Genomic DNA, 19,937 nt, shown 5'->3' with positions numbered 1-19,937 from the left:
TTACTCCTTCAGGTTGAAGTTGAAATACACTGGGAAACAAGCAGGAACTGCGGTGCTGCCGGCAATGTAAGGTTGATATTTCCATGTCATGAGCGCTTTTTGGACGGCAGCGTCAAAGGCTGGCGAGCCGCGGAGGATTTTCACACTGGTGACATCCCCTAGAGCAGAAATGCAAATTCTGGCCGCGATGGTTGCCATCAGACCTTGGGCTTTGGCTTCTGCTGGAAAGACTGGCATTTGACCGGATAGGCGCTGTTGCGCCTTTACTAGGACAGTTGCAGATAATGAGCCGCCGACCACCCCGCCTTCTACGCCGCCCTCAACACCGCCTTCGACGCCAGCTGGATTTGGGGGCGTTTGGTCTGGTTTGGGCATTTCTTTTGGGGCGTCATCAGGTTCTTTGAGGGTGTCTGGTTCTTTGGGCTTTACTTCTTCTTTCTTTACTTGCTCGCTGCCGCCGGGCGGTGGGGGCGGTGGCGGTGGAAGCGATTCAAAAACAGCCAGGACGGACGTTGGCATTGGAAGTTCGCGAATAACCGCTAAGGGCGCAGCAATAACGACGACGGCAACAAATGCGTGAACTAGGACCGATAGACCGATGGGCTTTTTAGCTGTGTTCAGATAGGCTGCCTGATTCAAAAAATAGGAGTCAAACATTTTATCTTCAAGCTCCTTTGTTTCTGGCTCTCACGCGTTCCAGTAATTTTTTGGCTTCAAGCAAATCATTTTGAGAAGCCTTCGAGTCTTTTTGCCGGGCGGCGCGCTGCCTGAGCAGTAAGCCTGCGTAAACCAATGCTGTGGGATGTTTTGGATCCTTCGCGTCGGTTTTCATCGCTGCGTCTAGACCAATATTGGCAATCTCAATGGCTTTGCTAGAATCCTCTGCTTCACTTGCTCTCAACCATTCCCAGCATAGGATAGCTTTGCCGGACGTAATTTGGAGATCTTCAGGCTCAAGTTGCTGCCTTTTTTCATAGGTATCGAGCGCGGCTTGATAGTTGCCGCGGTGCACTTCTATCTGACCTAGGATTTGCCAGCCTTCTGGATCTTTTGGAAATTTTTTGACGTATTCTTGATAGTAGGTTGATGCCTCTTGCAGACGGTCCGTTTGTGTCCAGGCTTCGACCAGCACTGCTCCGAGTTCTTTGTCTTCGGGAGTTTGTTTGAGGACTTTGAACAATGCATCTATGGCTTGGTTGTAATGGGTGGTCGCGTCTGTGGGATTTTCTGCAGTCTTGGCGAGCTCTAAGTGGCTGAGGCCGAGATTTTTTTGCAACGAGCGATTATCTGGAGAATTTTGAAGGGCAATTCCGTAGTGTTCGATTGCGCCGGCGTAGTCTTTCTTGTTAAATGCTTGATAAGCTTGGTTCGCTTCGACTCTCGCATCGAGCGCAGCGCATCCATTGATAAAAAAAAGTGAAATGACGCCCAGGATAACTCGCATTAACCTCTAGTTATCTGAACTGGAGAAGGCGAAAATCGGGCGTTTGACGTAATCGCTAATTTATTTGAGTCGCTGCAGGCTTGCTTCTAATTGCGCACGTTTTTGAGTTAAGTCCGCCAACTGTTGGCGATGCTGTTCTAGCACATGAGCTGGCGCTTTTGAGACGAAGCCTGGATTTGCCAGTCTGGTCTCTAAACTTTCAAGCTCTTTGGATGTCTTCTCGAAGTCTTTGGTAAGGCGCGCGCTTTCAGCCGCTGGGTCCATGAGCCCTTCCAGCAGCAAAATGGCGTCGAATGATGCGCTTGAGTTAGTAGCCGCTAGTTTGGGTACGTTGAATCCAGCTCGCTGGGAAAACTGTACTGATTCTAGTAGGGCCATTTTGACAATCGCATCGCGGAAGTTGTTGAGAAGGCTTAAGTCTTCGGCGGAGTCAGCCAAGATAATGGCTGGCAGCTTCTTTTGCGCAGGCAAATTGGATTCTTGTCTGGCATTTCGGACCATGACGATGACTTCTTGTAGCTTTTTGAACTCTCTTTCGGCGGTTTCATCGATGAGATCTGAATTTGCTTTTGGAAATTCAGCGAAGGAGCAGTAGCCTTGTGAGCCTGGCAGATTTTGCCAGATTTCTTCCGTGACAAAAGGACAAAAAGGGTGAAGCAGTCTGACGCTGACCGATAGCAGTTCGACCAAAACAGAGCGCACTTCTTCCGTTTCAATGCGAATCTTCGCCAGCTCAATGTACCAGTCGCAAATCTCGGTCCAAAAGAATTGATAAATGGTGTCTGAGGCAACGGAAAACTCATAATTGCTGATGGCTTTATCGGTTTCGGCAATCACTTTTTGTAAGCGGGACAGAATATACCGGTCTTCAAGAGCCAACTTCGCTTGCACGTCTGCAATCGGCAAAATAGGGCTGTCGCCCAAGCGCATGAGCGCAAAGCGCGTGGCGTTCCAAATTTTATTCAAAAATGCGCGATAGCCGGAAACTCGTGGAATAGCCAGTTTTACATCGCGCCCTTGACCGGACAGCATCGCCAGGCTGAGGCGTAATCCATCCGCGCCAGAGGCAGGCAATCCTTCTGGGTAGTCCTTTTTAAGGCCTTCCAAAACTTGGGGCAGCATTTTTATAGGCACTGGATAGGTTTTGGTTTTGGCTAATAAATCATCGAGGTTAATGCCATCCACAACGTCTGTTGGATCGATGGCATTGCCTAGAGATTTAGACATTTTACGGCCATGAGCGTCGCGTACCATGGCATGCAGGTAGATATCTTTAAAAGGCGCCTGGCCCATAAAATGGATGCCAAACATCATCATTCTGGCAACCCAGAAGAACAAAATGTCAAAGCCGGTTTCTAAAACGGCCGAGGGGTAGAACATTTTTAGATCTTCAGTCTGCTTAGGCCATCCCAAGGTCGAGAAAGGCCACAGGCCGGATGAAAACCACGTGTCTAGAACGTCCGCTTCTTGGATATATTTGTGCGCGCCATGCAAAGCGACCAAGTCTTCTGTGCTGGCAATGGATACTTCGCGCATCTCGCTTTCGGACAAATCATCCAGCTTTCTGCCGGCGAGCTTTTCCAAATCGTAGAATACGGGAATACGATGTCCCCACCAAAGCTGGCGGGAGATACACCAGTCTTGGATGTTGAGCATGAAATGATCGTAGGTCTTCTTCCAACTTGCTGGGATGATGCGCGTCTGTCCGGTCTCAACGGCATTATAAGCAGCCTTAGCCATGCTTTTGGTGTTGATGAAGTATTGCTTGCTCAGCATCGGTTCGATGTCTTCGCCCGAGCGCGAAGATACGCTGACGTTGTGTTCGAGTACTTCGCTGCCGCGGTTAAAGCCCAGAGCTTCTAGGTCGGTGATGAGTTTGCTGCGAGCCTGGCTGCGCGTTAAGCCTTGGTAAGAGCCGCCGTTGGCACTGATTTTGCCATCGATGGTAAAGATAGAGATGCGCTCTAAGCCGTGCCGTTCGCCGGTCGCAAAGTCGGCCGGGTCATGAGCGGGGGTGATTTTGACCGCGCCAGTGCCGAAGTCGATATCAACCATATTGTCAGCAATGATGGGTATGTGCCGGTTTGGGAAAAATGGGTGTATGACGGTTTTGCCGACCACTTGGCTATAGCGCTTATCTTTTGGATTTACTGCAATCGCCGTATCGCCCAGCATGGTTTCAGGCCGGGTAGTGGCTACGATGATTTCGTCCGTTGAGCCATTAATTTGGTAAGCAAACTTAAACAGTTCGCCTTTTCGGGTAATGTGCTCAACCTCTTCGTTGCTCAGCGCGGTTTGAGTGCCAGGGTCCCAGTTAACGAGTCTTTCGCCTCGATAGATTAGGCCATCGTTCCATAGGCGGACAAAGGCTTCGTTGACTGCATGGATGCAGTCGGGATCTAGCGTAAATTTTTGGCGGCTCCAGTCGGCTGATGCGCCTAGGCGTTTCATTTGGTCAATGATGGTGGCGCCGTTTTGTTTGACCCAGTCCCAAATGCGTTTGGTGAATTCTTCTCGGCCCAGCTCGTGTCTGGTTTTGCCTTCAGTTTTTAGGACTTCTCGCTCAACGACGGTTTGTGTGGCAATGCCCGCGTGGTCGGTGCCAGGTAGCCAGAGGGTCTTTTTGCCTTTGAGACGATTGAATCTGATTAAGACGTCTTGCAGTGTGACGAATAAAGCGTGACCATTGTGAAGTACGCCAGTGACATTTGGCGGAGGCATAATGATGACGTATGGGTCATCTTTTTTTTGGTCTGGTTCAAAAAACTTGACACCATCGAAAATTTTTCGCCATTTTGACTCTACACTTTTGGCATCGTACTTAGGGTCCATAGTGCCAGGGACGCTAGCTTACTCACGCACCGGAGAAAAGACATGATTCGCTCGAAACTACTGATGATCGCTTTAATATGCTGCAATCCGATCTTCGCACAGAGGCTGGATCTATCCCCTGGTGTGATGACTGCCGGTGGGCAGGCTATGCTTAAATACCACAGCGATGATATTGCCAGTTGGTCTGGCAGCAATATTAGCCTCGGCATTGCGACCACGTGGGGGTTCTTCGTGATCAAAGATTTAGCGGTTGTCTTTGACCTCAATTTGACCGGGCAGCTTTCCAGTGGCTTTGACAAGAATCGGCGTTATCAGTTTGGCTCTGGCGCACTCTATGCCATCGAAACCGATACCAATCTGCGGCCATACTTTCAGCTGCTGGCTCATGGTGCCTATGTTGAATCGGGTTGGTCTTGGGGCTTTTCGCCTTCGCTTGGTTTGTTGGTTGGTTTAAGTGAACAAGTGGCTTTGGATTTCGGTATTAACTCGCGATTTGATTTTGCGATTTCAAGACAAGGGACGACGCAAATTGATATGGGTGCCGGCTACGTGGGCATTCGGGCCTTTTTCTAGCTGGATAAATAGGTTATAAGTAGGCACTATGAGAATTCTACCCACGCTTGCAATGCTTTTATCTGTGTGTGCTTTGGCAAAGAATTTGGAGCCTTATGGCGCGAATCCCACTTTGGATTTGACCACAGAACAAAAAGCCAAAGTCGAAAAAGGTGAATTGGTGTTTTGGGATAAGTCAGAAGACCTGCCTCAAAATCGTTTTTTAAGAGAAGGGTCGGCTATATTTCGGGTGAACGCTGCGCCTGAAGCAGTTTGGAAAGTCATCAGTGATTTTAGCAAATACCCGCAATGGGCCTACAAAGTAGGTGACGCCAAAGAATATAAGCCGACTGAAAGCGGTAAGCATCATGTTGAGTTTAAAGCGCAGATTGTCGGTAAAAAATATTATGTTGTACATGATTTCCCTGTATCCAACCGCGGCGTCGGAACCTGGCATAGCGATCACGATAAAAAGAGCGAATGCGTTTTGGACACTGTAGGCTTTTGGCGCGTGGATCCTGTGAAGGAACACCCGAATCAAAGTGATGTCTACTATTCGGGCAAAGTGATTTTGAATCGCACCTGCGCGAAAGGCTTTTTGGGCGTTGGCGGTTTCAATGCCAAAGACATGGCGCATCAAACCTTCGACAAAATTAAAAAGCGCGTCTAAAGCCAAAATCGCCATCATGCCTCTAGAATTCATCGGAGGTTATGATGACAAAATTTTTGTGTACACTCAGCATGCTTTTGAGCCTTAGCGCCCTGGCCGATTTTTCTCCTTACATGGGTGAGCCGCCCATGGTTCATCTGACATCGGCTCAACAAGCTGATGTTGCAGCGGGTAAGTTGGTATTTTTGATCGAAAACACCAAAGGCGAATTTAATGAAGGCTCAGTAGCTTTTAGAGTAAACGCTAAGCCTGAAAAAGTATGGAAAGTATTAGCTGATTTTAGCCAGTACGCTGATTGGTCGTATCGTGTAGGCGATGCCAAAGTTTACAAACAAATCGGCAATGATACCATTTTCGTTGATTTCACGACCGACCGTTTGAGCAAGCACTACTATGTGATGAACAAGTTTCCTATGAAAGATTGGTCCACCTGGGCAACTGACCATAGCCGCTCCAACGACTGCGTCTTGGACACCGTAGGTTTTTGGCGCGTTCAAGAAGCTCCAGGCAACCCAAACGCCAGCGATGTGATTCAATACGGCAAGCTACAATTAACCAGCCTCTGCGCCAACGGCGTATTCGGCATCGGCGCATTCAACGCCCGCGACATGGCAAATACGATTCATCGCAATCTAAAAGCAAGAGCCGAAGCTCTGTAAATAGACCCGTTTAACGACGACATATTAAAAGCAGCAGGTGTGAGCCTGTTGCTTTTTTTGTTTGGTTAATGAAAAAGAGTGGCGACGTACTTCAAAAAGGACTCTGGTGAAAATGAATACTCGCATACGACCTCAAAAACGCTGGATTCTACTTGCACTTTCATGCTTTGGCATACTGCTTGCATCATGCGCAGAGGACCCTTTGGCTCCGCCTGATTTGGTTGAGGGCCGCTTTATTGCCGGTGATATTTCGAAAACTCAAAAGACTTTGCCGCAGAGGATTCTCCCGGTTGACTGGTCGGTACAAGATCCGGGCGCTTTGAATTTTGACGAAGCTCCCACCTTGTCACCTTCGGGTTATCTGGTGCTTGGTTTTTCTCAAGTGCTTCAAGGCTCATCCATAGAGACAATTAATGGCGACCCGAACAAGATTACAGGATTTACCGCGATACCTGGTGTTATCGAAATAACTCAAAATAACATCTCTCTTCCAGCTTCGGCATACGCTATCACTTACCGTCCGGACGGTGGTTATATTGCGCCACCTGATACTTCGTTTAGCGATCAGCCTTTGCCCGCGATCGACATTCAGTTCACCACGCCTCTAACTGCTGGCGCCAATATCACCATCTATGTGATCGCCGGCACAGTAGCGAATACCGATGGTGCACCGATGCAGGCGCAACAAAAAGACGGAGCCCAGGTGAAGTCTCCGTCCGGCAAGCCGGTAGCGGGCGCCATTCTATTTAGGGTTTCACAGTGATTAAGGGGCCAATGATGAAGATTCTGTTTTTTGCGTTTCTAGTCTCTCAAGCTCTTTTTGCTGGTATCACCGGAAATATTAAAGGTGTGATCGTTGATGAAAAGGCCGAAGCCATTGGTGGTGTTACGGTGGTCGCAACCTCGCCTTCATTGCAGGGTGAGCAGGTCGCCATGACCGATGAAAAAGGTCTTTACGTCATCTCAAACTTGCCAGCGGGTATTTATACTTTGAAAGCCATGTTTGCTGACGCGACGAGCGAGCGTAAGGGCGTTGAAGTTTATATTGAGAGGACTGTTAGTGGAGATATGACGCTGAAGCTGCTTAATGCAGGCGGCGAGGTTTACCAAATCACAGAAAAGGCAAACCATATTGACGTTGCATCCAGCACCGTTGGCGTTAACCTAACCAAGGATTATATCCAAAATGTCCCTATGGGCAGGGACCGTAACTTTAGCAATGCCATGAAAGCGCTGCCGAGTGCAGGCAGCGATGCGATGGGCGAGTCAGTCGGTGGCGCGACTTCACCCGAAAACGTTTTCGTGGTGGATGGTATGAATTCTACCGATCCTTCTTCTGGTCTAAGCGGTACCCGCATGGTGCTGGAATTCGTGGACCAGTTCGACGTTAAAGAAGGTGGCTACGGCCCTGAATTTGGACGTGCGACCGGTGGTGTTGTCAACGCCGCCACTAAGAGTGGTGGTAACGATTTTCATGGAAGCATCTTTACCTATTATCGGCCGGGCTTTTTGCAAGCCAACCCTCGTTTGGTCAGTCGTGTAAATGACTCTGTTACCCGTAGAGGAAAGCTCGGTTATTACTTAAATACCGGCTTTGAGCTTGGCGGTCCTATTGTCGAAGATAAATTATGGTTTCACATTGGCTATTCGCCTGAGCTTCAAAAAGATTTCTGGATTAGAGATTTAAGTGCTGTCACTGGCACGGATTCATCGGGACAAAGTACTTTCGGACCGACTTTTTATTCGCAGGAATTTTCAGGCTTTGCACAGTCGCATCAGTATACCTTCAAGTTAACTCATGAAATCGATGATAATAACCGGCAGAGCTTGGGCATTCGCGGTGCGCCAACCTTCTTTGAGGGAGCCGTGGGGACACCGTTTGATTCGGATGCGCCAACTTTGAGTCTAAATGGCGATCCAAGCACATTTCAATTTAAGCAATGGGGCGGCAACTTGGCGACCGGTGTTTATAACTATGCCGGTAAATATTGGAATGATAAATTGAAGCTGGATGCGACCGTTGGTATCCATCATCAACAAAGTCATTGGTGGCCAACGGCTCCAGGTGGATCTTCGCCTCGCGTGACGTACATGTCCAATGTCGGCCTAAATACGGTTTGGGACAACATGCCTAACGACAGCAATTTTTTGGATAATGCGTCAAAAAGTACTGTCCGTAATTATTCAAAAGGTGGAATTGGCAGCTTTAATGACTCTTTGCTGACCCGTATTTCAGAAAAAGTGATGCTAACCAGCTTGTTCGATTTCGCTGGCCTGCATCAGCTTAAATACGGCGTGGATTTTGAACAGCTGCGTGGATCTAAAGAGCATGGTTATACGGGCGGTGTTTACTACCAGCGCTACGAAAATACGCTTAAGGAAACCATGTATAATATCCGCGGTCAGGGTATCGTGGATGCAGCTCATGGTTTTAAAATCCCGTCGCTTTCTCAGACTTTGAACTGGGGCTTGTTCGTGGGTGACAGCTGGAATCCGACACCTCAGTTGACCATCAACTATGGTTTAAGATGGGAAGCACAAGATTTTTATGGTGTTAAAACACCAGCTTATGAACTGAAAAATCTTTCGCTGGAGCGTAAATTTTCGATTTTGGATAACGTTGCACCGAGAGCAGGTTTGGTTTGGGATTTCCTAGGCAACGGAAAAGGAGTCGTGCGATTTAATTACGGTCGTTATTATGAGTCAATTCCGATGGATATTAACGAACGTGCCTTCGGTGGTGAAGGCTCGCGTATTAGGGTCTATAATTGTCCCCCAGGTAGCGACTATTTAACCTGTGCGAAAACGCCTCCCACGGACAATACAACCTTAGGCGGCTTGGATTCCATCGTGGCACCAGGTTTGAAAGGCCAATATTCGGATGAGTTGATTTTAAGCGCTGACTACGAGCCTATTTCATCTTGGGTGTTCGGGGTGGCGGGCGTGTATCGTTCGTTGGGTCGCGTGATCGAAGATATGTCAACCGATGGGGGCCAAAGTTATATGTTTGGTAACCCAGGGCAATTCGATGTGAATACGCTGGGTGATATTCGCAATGAAATTAATCATGAACAAGATCCGGCAAGGCGAATGCAGTTGGAGCAAAATTTTCAAAATCTGTCTCGTATCACCGAATTTCCTGAGGCTATTCGAAATATTTGGCAACTTCAGTTCCGGTTGGACAAGAAGCTCTCCGATAACTTTGTTATCTTAGGAACGTATGTGCTTTCATGGGCCAAGGGTAACTATCCTGGGCTATTTTCAGCAACCAATGGTCAGCTAGATCCAAACTTAAGCAGCCAGTTCGATTTGCCGCAACTTTTGCTTAACCGCATGGGCTATTTGCCTCAAGATCAAAGGCATCGCATCAAGTTGAGCGGATTTTACAAAGCTGGACTTAAAGAGTTTGGTATTGATGTTCCTTTAAGTTTTAATATCGGTCTTTCTGGGGTGGTTCAAAGTGGGACGCCTTATGAAGTCCTAGGCGCTGACTTGTTATACGGAAGTGATGAAATCTTTATCTTGCCTAGAGGATCCGGTGGTAGAACGCCTTGGACTTGGTCTGTGGATCTGAACGTTGGCATGGGCTACGATATTACCCCTGAAGTGACCGCGGAATTGTTTGCTTCGTTCTTCAACTTAACCAACAATCGCGATCCGGTCGCTTACGACGATACCTATACTTACGATTTCGTGAGGCCAATACGTGATGGCGATAAGAGTCAGCTGGATTATGCTGTGAATACCAGCGGTAAGCCTGTCACTAAGAATCCAAACTACGGCAACGCGGTGGCATTCCAGGCGCCGTTTAGTACTCAGGTTGGATTTAGACTGAAGTTCTAGTTTTCTCCACCAGTCCGAATGGGGTCCAAAATGGGCCCCACCACTGAGTAGACCTCTCGCACATTGCCAATGCCACTTTGCAACTCCCGCCATAAAGGTAGAGTGTCTAGCGTGGTGTGCGCCGCCGCATGCCACCCGGAGCCGACAATGTCGTTCCAATGTGTGGCAATATAATCACTTTTGCCCGAATGAGTCCAATAATCGGTTTGCGAGCCGCTTTCCAGGTAACCACCCACGTGACCGATATGGGTAAAAGTGAGTACGTAGCCATTTCGGCCCGAGATGGCAAACATCACCGCATTATCGTAGCTATTTGCGCTGGAGTTATAAATTCCTCCCACAAATTGGTAAGTTCCGTTTGGCCACATCAGAACAGAAGCCGAACCGATCAACAGCGGTTCCCTCGAAAAAGTGACTGGATTCCATGTTGCTTCGTATTTCTCGATGGCCAGCGTTACAGAAGGCAGCGCTAGCATTATCAGCGCAATGAGAAGGTTGTTTTTCATGCCTAAAGTATGAAGTAACTTTCTACTTCTACCTTCGGCTAATCACCCGATAAGGCCTTGTTGGGATGACTGAAAAGGGTATTGCATCGCTTTAGGACATTTTAAATGCAAAATTCAAAAACATATTTCTTGATTTTTTTTCTTGCTACGTCTGCATTGGCAGTCGAGTCGTGGCCTGTTTGGCATATGCCACATGGGGCGTCTCGTGGTGTAGAAAGGGGTTACAGTGTTTTTGTTGGTCAATTGCCCCGTGGTCGCAGAGAGTCTGTGCTTCAACAATTGCACAGCATACTTCATACTTTAGGTTTTTCGCCGTGGTATGTCCACGCTGGTCGATCAAATACAGCGTTTGTCGGCTTTGCTACGGCCGAAGAGGCGGATGCGTTAATTTCATATCACAAAAAAATATTCTGGAATTTTCATGACGAAATTTTTTTGTTTCAGTCGGATAGAGGTAGCTTGGTTTTTGAGCGTCCTCATTCAGCGAGGTGGTCGCCCCCCTCTTATCAGTCGCAATTTGAAAGTTCCGATTTTTATTCAGGTTTTCACGATTCTTTCCCTGCGCCAGCTGGCGAACCCATGGGATTTCGGCTCCGCTTGGTAACTCAACAGTCCATTGACTTAGCTTCCCGGTGGGGCATTTTGATGGGTAATCATACTCACGGTTACTGGGCGGATTTTGATGATGCAAGTTACGGTCAATTTTTACAGGAACTACACCAACATGACGGAGACTGCGCTGCGACGGCTTAGTGGTTTACTTGGCTTTAGTGCTATTTTGCTTGGCGCCATTGGTGCGCACGCTGTGCCGCTTGGAGTGATGTCTACAAGTTTTGAGACAGCGACCAAGTATCAGCTCTTGCATGCTTTATTGCTTTTGTATCTTTCAGATAAAAGCAAAATTGGCAGTTTGCTTATCATTTCAGGTTGCGTGTTTTTTTGTGGTGGGATCTATCTAAAGGCTTTCACGGGCAACCCTATTTACACGGGATTGGCACCTGCTGGCGGTATTTCATTTATGCTGGCTTGGCTTTCTCTAGCATTTGCCAGAAATTAGTGTATTTAAAAAATAACTATTTAATGGAGCAATGATGCTAAGGTTTACTTCTTTATTTCTTTTTTTTGTAACTGGTTTGTTTGCACAAGATGATTGGCATTATGTTGAGGCGAAAAGAGCCGATCGAGAGACGGTGGCGACAAATCACGTTGTAAGGGTGGTCGGGTATGACTTTTTGAGTCCGGGTGCTTCATCATTCCTGCAGGGTATAGTAAATGCTCTGGTGCCACTTAACAACGGCATCGCTGTTGACTCGAATGGCGTGGCGCACGTGTATTTTCCTACGCAGGAAGCAGCATTGGGTTTTGCTGATCATAATGCGCAAATATGGATGAATTGGACTCACGCTTTAGCCTCCGCTGCGGCTGATTTTCAATTTCGCCTCTATCCTACAAATACGACCAATACTTTAAGCTTAAATGTTGTTATAGCTGCGATTCCGTTGGTGGGGTGCTGGAAGTTGGTTACCCCGAGGGAGCACGAGCTGGCTCAAAATTTTACTCAGGCTGGGTTATGTGTCGTATTAGAAGATTTCGCTTATTTTCAGCATGACATATGTCTACAGAGTTTTAGGGGCGAGTTAGGACGTTTACAAAGAATGTCTAAATAGACTGGTTTGGATTTCGCCGATTATTGTGTCGGCGAGTTGTCCGGCCATACTATTTATTTCTGATTGTTCTGGCCCTTCGATGAGGATGCGCAGTTTTTTTTCCGTGCCGCTATAGCGTACAAACAAACGACCGTTTCGGCTTAGGTCTGCTTTGATTTTTTGCATCAAAGCTGTTGAGTTTGGCAAATCTTCGAAGGGTATTTTTTCCGGGACCGGGCGATTTTGTATGGCCCTTGGCATTGGCTTGAAGATGTTTTTTAGTTCCGACAATGGTTTTTGAGCTTTCTGCAGGAGAGAGAGAACCATGAGTGCGCCGGCTAAGCCATCGCCGGTTGTGCCGTGGTTGGTGAAGATGAGGTGGCCGGATTCTTCGCCGCCGAAGGTGTGACCGCCTGCACGGAGGCGCTCTAGTACGTAGCGATCTCCTACATTGGTGCGTTCTACTTTGATACCATGTTCAGCCAGGCATTTTTCGAGAGCCAGGTTGCTCATGTCAGTGCATACCAGCGTGGGCACTTTGAGGTGTACCGCCAATAGAGCTAAAAGTGCATCACCGAGGACGATTTCGCCCTTTTCATCAATTAGCACCAAGCGGTCAGCGTCGCCGTCTAAGACAATGCCTAGGCTGGCGCCGGTTTGGCGGACCATCGCCTGTGCAGCTTGTGGATGTAGGGAGCCTACCTGGTGGTTGATGTTGATGCCGTTTGGCCGATCGCCCAGAATGATAACCTCAGCGCCGAGTTCTGTTAAAACTTGTGGGGCGACTTTGTAGGCGGCGCCGTTGGCGCAATCGAGAACGATCTTTTTGCCTTTGAGGTCGAAATCTAGGGGCAAAATCTCATGCAAATGTGTGCCGTAACGACCGGTGGCATCGTTGATGCGTTTGGCTTTACCGATTTGATCGTAAAGCGGGCTTTCGAAGTGAGGCTCTAGGATGAGCTTTTCTAGGGCGAGCTCTTGGGCGTCCGCGAGCTTGAAGCCGTCGCCGCCGAAAATCTTGATGCCATTGTCATGGTATGCATTGTGACTTGCCGAGATCATGACGCCGGCATCGGCTTTGATGGCTCTGGTGATATAGGCGACGCCTGGCGTTGGCAGAGGTCCTAGGAGGCGCACATCCGCGCCCATGGAGCATACGCCTGCAGCCAGCGCTTGTTCGAGCGCGTAGCCCGAAAGCCTGGTGTCTTTGCCAATGACAATGGTGCCGCGGTGTCCGGGCTTATGAACCGAATGGGCCAAAGCGCGGCCGAGGGCCAGCATTACTTCAACCGTGATGGGGTACAGATTGGCCTGCCCCCGAATGCCATCGGTTCCGAATAATTGTCTTTGACTCATGAGGGCTTAAAACTAGCAGAAAAAGGGCCTATTGCAAAGTGAGGGCAGCTTTGTTAACCAGTCGGTTCCTTGTTGAAGGAAGGGAGGTGAGTGTTTTGACAAAAGTAGCAGTAAGAGATGGCGAGTCCATCGAACGTGCCCTGAAGCGTTTCAAGCGCAAAGTGGAGCAATCCGGCGTTTTGAAAGAAGTCAGAAAGCGTGAACACTATGTAAAGCCTTCCGTCAAAAAGAAGCTGAAAGCTCGTGCCGCAGAAGCCCGTGCTAGAAAGCGTGAAAAACGCGTGTTCCCTAAGAGCAACAACGCTTGAGCGTCGTAGCGATTGGAAACTTTGATGGCCTACATCTAGGCCATCAAGCCCTCCTCAAAAAAGCAGTCTTGATAGCAAGTGAAGCTCAGCTTCCTTCGATTGCCTATACTTTTACCCCTCATCCTAGAAAAGCACCGCGTCTAATGTCGGATGCGCAAAAAGCCGCACGGATTACCGAGCTGGGCATTACCCAAGCATTTTTTCAAAAATTTGACACGAGTTTTGCTTCGCTGACTTCGCTTGAATTTATTGAGCAAGTTTTGATTGGCCAGCTGCAGGCGTTGCATGTGGTTATTGGTCCGAATTTTGCTTTTGGCGCAGGCGCCCGTGGTGACGCGGATACGCTTCGAAGTGAGTCTCGTTTAACAACGCACGTGGTTCCGCCAGTTTGCATCGATAGCGAAGTTTGTTCGTCTAGTTTGATTCGTGCAGCGGTTGTTGCCGGTGATTTAGCCAAAGCTACCAGATTGCTTGGGCGAGAATATTGCCTAACAGGTGAAGTGATTAAAGGCGATGGCCGTGGCCATCAGCTCGGCTTTCCAACAGCCAATATGAAGGTGCAGCAAGAAATCTTGCCCCCTTTTGGCGTGTATGAAACCTTTAGCCCTCGGTATGGCAAAGGCGCTACCAATATTGGCATTAGGCCAACTTTTAAAGATCACAGCTCAGCCCAGATCGAGACATATTTTCCAGACTTTTCGGGCGATCTTTACGGCAAAGAAATCGAAATTATATTAAAGCGCAAGATTCGCGATGAAATGCGGTTTGCATCTGTGAGTGACTTAACACAGCAAATTAGGCGTGATTTGGAAATAATCGATCAGGCATAACGCCTGAAAGGCTATGAAACTCATAGCCTTTTGCGTTTTGATGACTTCCTGTGCTTTTGCAAACAACCTTTCAAGCCAAGATGAAAAAGATCTTTTGCAGGAAATCGATACCATTTGTGGTGATACCTGGTGCGAGGGTGATGCGGATTATCAATTTAATACTTTTAAATGCCGGTTTTCCGAGGGCAAATGCCTGATGGGCTTTGATGTCATTCCGAACAATCATCGACGAGCTAAAAAGAACTGTCATTTTGAAGGCATCCATTCTGTCGATGAATTATTTATGCGCATGCAATACCGTCTAGATCTATCCGACGTATTTTTTGACAAACTGAGCGACTGCATCAATGAAAAAACCGATGAGGCTTCGGGCCGGAAATATCGTAGGTTTTAAACTTGTTTAGCCTCAGATGGGGCTTTTAAAAATTTTAGCTGGCCTGAGCCTGTCTGTCTCGCTTTGGGCAGATGCACCGCCGATCAAAGACTGGCGGGTTGGCGCTAGCCTCAGTAACTTTGTGGGCGTTGGCAGCTTTATTGCCGGCTACGCCGCTGAGCCGTCTTGGTCAACTTCTTTAGCGCTGAATCCCAGCTACAAGCTGCCGGTATTTTGGGGAATGCCCCGGATCACGGTGGCTGGCAACGTGTCAATGATGATGTGGTGGTTGGCTTCCTATCAAACCACTGCGCTCAATTATGACCATCGAGTTTCTTTTACGGATATCGGAGTCGATTTGTCGATGCCGGAAATCTTGGCTTTTGGGCCTGGTTTTTCTTTTGGTGCTTCACTTGGTTTGAACGTGCCAACGTCTGTTATCTCTAGGGCGGTTCATCGCATCGTTGGAATTAATGCTGGGTTGCCAATCAAATGGTCGAAGTGGGGCTTTAGCGTTGGGCTAACGCCAGCGGCGACTGGCTGGGTATATTCTCAGAGTAACATTACCGGTCCCTGTTTTCAGATGCCTCAAACGGCGATTAACCCGCAAAATATTAATGCAGACATGGGTCAGCTCAGCCAAGGGCTGGTGATCGTCCGAAACCAAGAAGAAAATTTCGGGGATGGCACTTGTTTAACCTCAGGTCGTCAGATTATCTGGACGTTAAACAACATGTTGTCGCTCGGTTGGTCGAATCCTAACCATTCGGTCGGTGTGGGACTCGGATGGTTTGTCAATTTTCTTAGACCACTTCAGCAGCGACCCGAGGTCAGCAGTGAGTTCTCTACTGGCCAAAACTTTACCGAGGCTACGCTCGGGCGAATTGCTTACACATATCGCGTTCCAATTGAAACCGAGCTCAGCTTTGGTGCTGGGGTCATGAGTATCCAATCAAGTCGAACGGGCGCTGGCGATTTAGCCTTTCCATTTTTTGATTTCGTTACCCCGGGAAATAACCAAACCCAAATTTTCTTTCAGGCGACAGTGGGGATTTAAACGGCATGTTGATGCGGCAAATTATTTTAGCGCTACTGGCAATCACGCTTTGGACTGCTTGCTCCGGTCGAAATAAACCGATCAATCGCTCTGTGGATTCGTATTTTGATAAAGCGCAGTTCAACCCCAATTGGGAGTCGAGTCTGCTGAGTCCTGAATGGTACTATCGCATGACAGTGATTGATGCCCCTCCTGGTAGTAAGGCACTCTCTGTCGGAGACGGGAATTGGCTGCATGCCGAATCCATTCGATTTGAAATAACTGAGTTCCACTTAATTGGCTGGAGAAGCCACGCGTCAGTTCCTGGGTCCGACAGAGATTTAAGTCCTGGGGCACAGGAAAATTACAAAGGCGCCCCAGTAGTGGCCTTCAAAATTATTAACCATTTTGATTTGGCACCTAATTACGATCCGATGACATCAGCGAGGGGAAACCTACTTGTTGAAAATAAAACGGATCGAAGTTGGTACAAACGTCGCTTTATTAAAGTCGATTTCAGCAAAAATTTAGCGCAAGATTTGAACCGACATGATGAAGCCTCATGGATGTGGGGTTCACCCAATATTGGCCTGGAAAATTCTTTCGCCATTGGGCAAAATGAGCCAGCGAATCCAAAGCGATCGAGGTTTGAAGACGGCTATTTCGATGTGACCACTAGACAAGGTGTCAAGGCTGATATCATGGGATATTATGGCGGTTATGGCGATCCGTTTCAAATGGATTCCTCTGCGCCGGTATTTGATATTCGTTACTCGTTTTTGAAAAAGCCTGAAAAGACAAATTATAAGCCTTTGAATTATACAGACGATTTGTTTGACCAGTTTGGCTTTTATCGAACATCGTTCACGGGCCAGCAGAAATGGGATCCGTATCGCGGTAGTTTAGAAAGCCAAAAAAATTACAATGTCACACGGTTTAATATTTGGAACGAAGATGGATCGCCTAAGCCGATCGTTTATTATACTAGCGTTTCGCACCCTAAAAATTTGATGAAAGCCTCAAGACGCGTGGAGTCTGAGTGGAATCGCTTGTTCAAAGAATTGGTCTTCGAAATGAAAAAGGGCACCTACACAAGCGTGAGTGACGTGCCCGACATGTGGGTTTTGAGAGAAAACGCCTGCAATATTGAAAACGTGAGCAAGTTGCTTTCAGAAGATCTGAAAAACAAGGTTGAGGAATCAGCAGGTGTCAGATTGGCAAACGTTCAGGAGCGGCTAAATGCCGCCAACGATTTGACCAACAAACGGTCGTTTTCCGAAAATCATGCGAAAGAAGCAGCTGCTTTGGATGATTTGGAAAAAATTTGCGCTGCGTTTGAGTACTACACACAAGGTAAAGAGACCGCGTTTAGCTATCAACGCGCAGGAGACTTGCGCTATAATTTGCTGAATCTTATCAACAAGCGGCTCATGACCAATTGGAGCGGACTTGGCCCCATGTTTGCAGATATGCAAACGGGTGAAATTATTCAGTCAACCGCAAACGTTAATCTTTGGTACTTGGATCGCAGAGCGCAGCAAGCAGCGGATCACATGGACATGATGACGGGCAACACGCGCTTTCGGGATCTAATTTTTGGCAATGACGTTCATAGTTATATGGCTCAAAAAACCAGCCAGATTCAAAAAGATCAAATGAAGATGCCGGATGCAGCAAGCTTAACCACGCTGAATAATAAGTTTGCACTGCAATCCGGCAAGATCGACACACTGCCTGCAGCGGATGTTGATATTCGGTTGAACGCCATAAACGACACCATGTTTTTGCCAAAGATTTATGTGGAGCAGATAAACCCAATTCGTGATTTCGAAGCGAAGCAGCGGCGCCTACACGAACAGGCCCTGGGTATTTCGGATCCGCCAGAATTTTTGGATAACTTGGTTGTCGGTAGCGCGCTGCAATTTTTGAAGGCCGATCCTAAAGAGCGCTTTCTGAAAATTCGTGAAGCCGTTTATATCGCAACCATGTTGCATGAGGTTGGTCACAATATGGGCCTGACGCACAACATGTCTGGCTCTGCGGATCCGCTCAATTATGCACCTGAGTTTTGGGAGTATCAAAAATTGCCGCCCAATCCGATTGAGGCGCTTAAGGTGGTGAAGTCAGATTCAGACATCGCGAGCAAGTTGGCAAAGTGCGCAAAAGACTCCGCTGCTACCTGGAAGATGCTTGTCTCAACCCAAGATTGCCTGCGGCAGTCTGAGTATATGTACTCATCCATCATGGATTATCATGCCTCTTGGAATGCTGATTTGGCTGGTCTGGGTGCATATGACAAAGCTGCGATTTTCTTTGGATACGGTCAGTTGGTTGAAACTTTTAATCCGGGCCAGTTAACAACTCTCGCGAAAGACAAAGGACTTTCTCGTTGGCTCTTTTTGAATGACTGGCGAAAGATACCTGGCGGCTTTGTGGGAGATGCGGACCAAATTCACGATCGAAACTGGATCTCTTACGAGAAGGCTGACCCTAAAGCGCGTGTGCCGTATCGATTCTGCTTGGATTCCAGTGGTTGGTATGGACCACATTGCCGTGCTTTTGATTTCGGTGCGGATATGAGAAGCCGTGCCGCGCGTAATCGCACACTCTATTGGGGACATTACTTCCTGACGCATTTCGCCAGAGATCGCATTTGGACCATGGGCAACGATCTATCTTCTGTGGTGGGTCAAGATTTGGCGGTGTTCGATGACTTTAATCAGATCATGCGTTGGTATGGATTTTATGCGCTGACGGATCCGGAGTTTAGAGATTCGGATGCAGGCAAAGATTATTTAGCTGCGACGGTCACCGGTCTTAACCACTACTCCCACGTGCTGGGCCATCCGGTATCGGGAGAGCATGTGACAACGCTTGAAGATAACAAGGTGCTTAGAGCGGTCGATCAGTTGGATAATTGTGCGCTCGATAATGTCACAAATAAAAACGCCAAGGACGAACGCACAGCAATTGAGAACCACCGTTATACAACTGTGTATTTGGGCGATGGTAGGCCGTTCGCTTTTGGGCTTAACAGTGATTATGAAGACTACCATCTGAATTTTGTGGGCAGTTTCCATGCGAAGTTGGCGGCTGGTTATTATTTAGCCTATCCAGGTGGGCTCTTCCCAAGAGTCGATGGCATGAAGGATGAACGCCTTTTCCGCATGAATTGGTATCGCATTTTCCCCGAAGAAATAGCCGACTTGTTTTCAAAGCTAATTCGTTCGCAATGGGATGAACTTGGACCTCTCATTGACGAAGATGGGGAGCTGATGCACCGGGATATTTTGGATCCGGTCACGCTACGACGCCCGGATTACACCGGTCTCATGGCCATCATGCCTGCATCTGCAGATATGCTGCCTTACCGATCGCTGTATTATGCGAGTGCTTTGCTTTCGATTCCGCAGCTGACGGAGTTTAATCCGATTCATTCGCTTCAAATTGGTCTTGAGGGCGGCAGCGATGACCGAAAATCCGCCTATGCGTCGGCATTATCCGATGATGTTGCGGTGTTCGAAAATCCGTCTGACGGCAGGCGTTACTGGGCAAAGAAAGCCGGGAAATCGCCTATCGCTTATGACTATGTGGTTAAGCTGGGTGTGTTGAAAGATAAAGTGAAGGCGGTAGAAACTTGTCTTGCGGACGTTGAGTTTAGAAAAAAAGCACCTGAGTGTGTTTGTTTCGACACGATGGTAAACGGCGAGTGTTGCGCTCCCGGTAATACCGCTTGTCCCGCCGCGAAGCCTCGCCCTTGCAATAACGAAGAGCTTAACAAAAAGCTAACGCAGCAGAGAATCGATATGGAAAATGCCGTCGGTTTTGCCGATGACATGCGCTTTATCGTCAAACGTTACACCATGCTCAACTAGGAAAAAA

18 protein-coding genes are annotated in these 19,937 nt (G+C 48.0%); 13 read left to right on the top strand and 5 right to left on the bottom strand.

The features are described from left to right. Genes V4534_06295 through V4534_06285 form a run of 3 tightly spaced genes read right to left on the bottom strand, consistent with a single transcriptional unit; the run spans position 1 to position 4,276 of the window. Positions 1-657: a TonB family protein gene (locus V4534_06295; protein MES2504474.1), complete on the bottom strand. Its 657-nt coding sequence runs from the start codon at positions 655-657 to the stop codon at positions 1-3. A gap of 7 nt (positions 658-664) precedes the next feature. Further along, the gene (locus V4534_06290; GenBank protein ID MES2504473.1) at positions 665-1,444 is read right to left on the bottom strand and encodes a tetratricopeptide repeat protein; all 780 of its coding nucleotides are present in this window, start codon (positions 1,442-1,444) and stop codon (positions 665-667) included. Positions 1,445-1,504: 60 nt separating this feature from the next. After that, positions 1,505-4,276: a valine--tRNA ligase gene (locus tag V4534_06285; protein MES2504472.1), complete on the bottom strand. Its 2,772-nt coding sequence runs from the start codon at positions 4,274-4,276 to the stop codon at positions 1,505-1,507. 42 nt (positions 4,277-4,318) lie between these two features. Here V4534_06285 and V4534_06280 point away from each other — a divergent pair, with 42 nt between their 5' ends. The 5 genes from V4534_06280 (at position 4,319) to V4534_06260 (ending at position 10,000) form a co-directional block, all read left to right on the top strand. Then, a complete protein-coding gene (locus V4534_06280; GenBank protein ID MES2504471.1) occupies positions 4,319-4,849 on the top strand; it encodes a hypothetical protein in 531 nt (176 codons plus the stop codon). Positions 4,850-4,877: 28 nt separating this feature from the next. Continuing rightward, complete coding sequence (locus V4534_06275) at positions 4,878-5,498, top strand: SRPBCC family protein (GenBank protein ID MES2504470.1); 621 nt, start codon at positions 4,878-4,880, stop codon at positions 5,496-5,498. 44 nt (positions 5,499-5,542) lie between these two features. Continuing rightward, positions 5,543-6,157, top strand: a complete 615-nt coding sequence (locus V4534_06270) for an SRPBCC family protein (GenBank protein ID MES2504469.1) — start codon at positions 5,543-5,545, stop codon at positions 6,155-6,157. 112 nt (positions 6,158-6,269) lie between these two features. Further along, positions 6,270-6,920 (top strand): hypothetical protein, encoded by a 651-nt coding sequence (locus V4534_06265; GenBank protein MES2504468.1) that lies wholly within the window; start codon positions 6,270-6,272, stop codon positions 6,918-6,920. 11 nt (positions 6,921-6,931) lie between these two features. Continuing rightward, positions 6,932-10,000, top strand: coding sequence for a carboxypeptidase regulatory-like domain-containing protein (locus V4534_06260; GenBank protein ID MES2504467.1), 3,069 nt, complete (start codon positions 6,932-6,934; stop codon positions 9,998-10,000). Here V4534_06260 and V4534_06255 read toward each other — a convergent pair. Beyond that, on the bottom strand, positions 9,997-10,506 hold the full coding sequence (locus V4534_06255; protein ID MES2504466.1) for a hypothetical protein: 510 nt from the start codon (positions 10,504-10,506) through the stop codon (positions 9,997-9,999). The two genes, V4534_06260 and V4534_06255, sit on opposite strands and share 4 nt — an antisense overlap. 105 nt (positions 10,507-10,611) lie before the next feature. Between V4534_06255 and V4534_06250 the strand changes: the two genes are divergently transcribed. From V4534_06250 to V4534_06240, 3 genes are read left to right on the top strand one after another with little or no spacing between them, the layout of a single operon-like run. Continuing rightward, positions 10,612-11,259, top strand: a complete 648-nt coding sequence (locus V4534_06250) for a hypothetical protein (protein MES2504465.1) — start codon at positions 10,612-10,614, stop codon at positions 11,257-11,259. Continuing rightward, positions 11,231-11,563 (top strand): DUF423 domain-containing protein, encoded by a 333-nt coding sequence (locus tag V4534_06245; protein MES2504464.1) that lies wholly within the window; start codon positions 11,231-11,233, stop codon positions 11,561-11,563. Before V4534_06250 ends, V4534_06245 begins: the two co-directional genes overlap by 29 nt. Before the next feature lie 31 nt (positions 11,564-11,594). Continuing rightward, entirely contained in the window at positions 11,595-12,173 is a 579-nt protein-coding gene (locus tag V4534_06240; protein ID MES2504463.1) for a hypothetical protein, read from the top strand. Here the strand turns inward: V4534_06240 and glmM are convergent. Then, positions 12,153-13,508 carry a phosphoglucosamine mutase gene (gene glmM / locus V4534_06235; GenBank protein MES2504462.1) on the bottom strand — a complete coding sequence of 452 codons (1,356 nt, stop codon included), beginning with the start codon at positions 13,506-13,508 and terminating at the stop codon, positions 12,153-12,155. The genes V4534_06240 and glmM overlap by 21 nt on opposite strands. 95 nt (positions 13,509-13,603) lie before the next feature. Between glmM and rpsU the strand changes: the two genes are divergently transcribed. From rpsU to V4534_06210, 5 genes are read left to right on the top strand one after another with little or no spacing between them, the layout of a single operon-like run. Next, the gene (rpsU, locus tag V4534_06230; GenBank protein ID MES2504461.1) at positions 13,604-13,816 is read left to right on the top strand and encodes a 30S ribosomal protein S21; all 213 of its coding nucleotides are present in this window, start codon (positions 13,604-13,606) and stop codon (positions 13,814-13,816) included. Then, a complete protein-coding gene (gene ribF / locus V4534_06225) occupies positions 13,813-14,646 on the top strand; it encodes a riboflavin biosynthesis protein RibF (GenBank protein MES2504460.1) in 834 nt (277 codons plus the stop codon). The genes rpsU and ribF overlap by 4 nt, the downstream gene beginning before the upstream one ends. A 13-nt stretch (positions 14,647-14,659) precedes the next feature. Then, complete coding sequence (locus V4534_06220) at positions 14,660-15,040, top strand: hypothetical protein (GenBank protein ID MES2504459.1); 381 nt, start codon at positions 14,660-14,662, stop codon at positions 15,038-15,040. Positions 15,041-15,056: 16 nt separating this feature from the next. Further along, a complete protein-coding gene (locus tag V4534_06215; protein ID MES2504458.1) occupies positions 15,057-16,076 on the top strand; it encodes a hypothetical protein in 1,020 nt (339 codons plus the stop codon). Positions 16,077-16,087: 11 nt separating this feature from the next. After that, the gene (locus tag V4534_06210; GenBank protein MES2504457.1) at positions 16,088-19,930 is read left to right on the top strand and encodes a hypothetical protein; all 3,843 of its coding nucleotides are present in this window, start codon (positions 16,088-16,090) and stop codon (positions 19,928-19,930) included. Positions 19,931-19,937 lie beyond the last annotated feature (7 nt).

It is taken from the genome of Myxococcota bacterium (assembly GCA_040387835.1).
In the GTDB taxonomy this organism is placed as follows: domain Bacteria; phylum Myxococcota; class UBA727; order UBA727; family JABDBI01; genus JAZKCZ01.
This window is presented reverse-complemented; position numbering and strand designations above follow the sequence as displayed.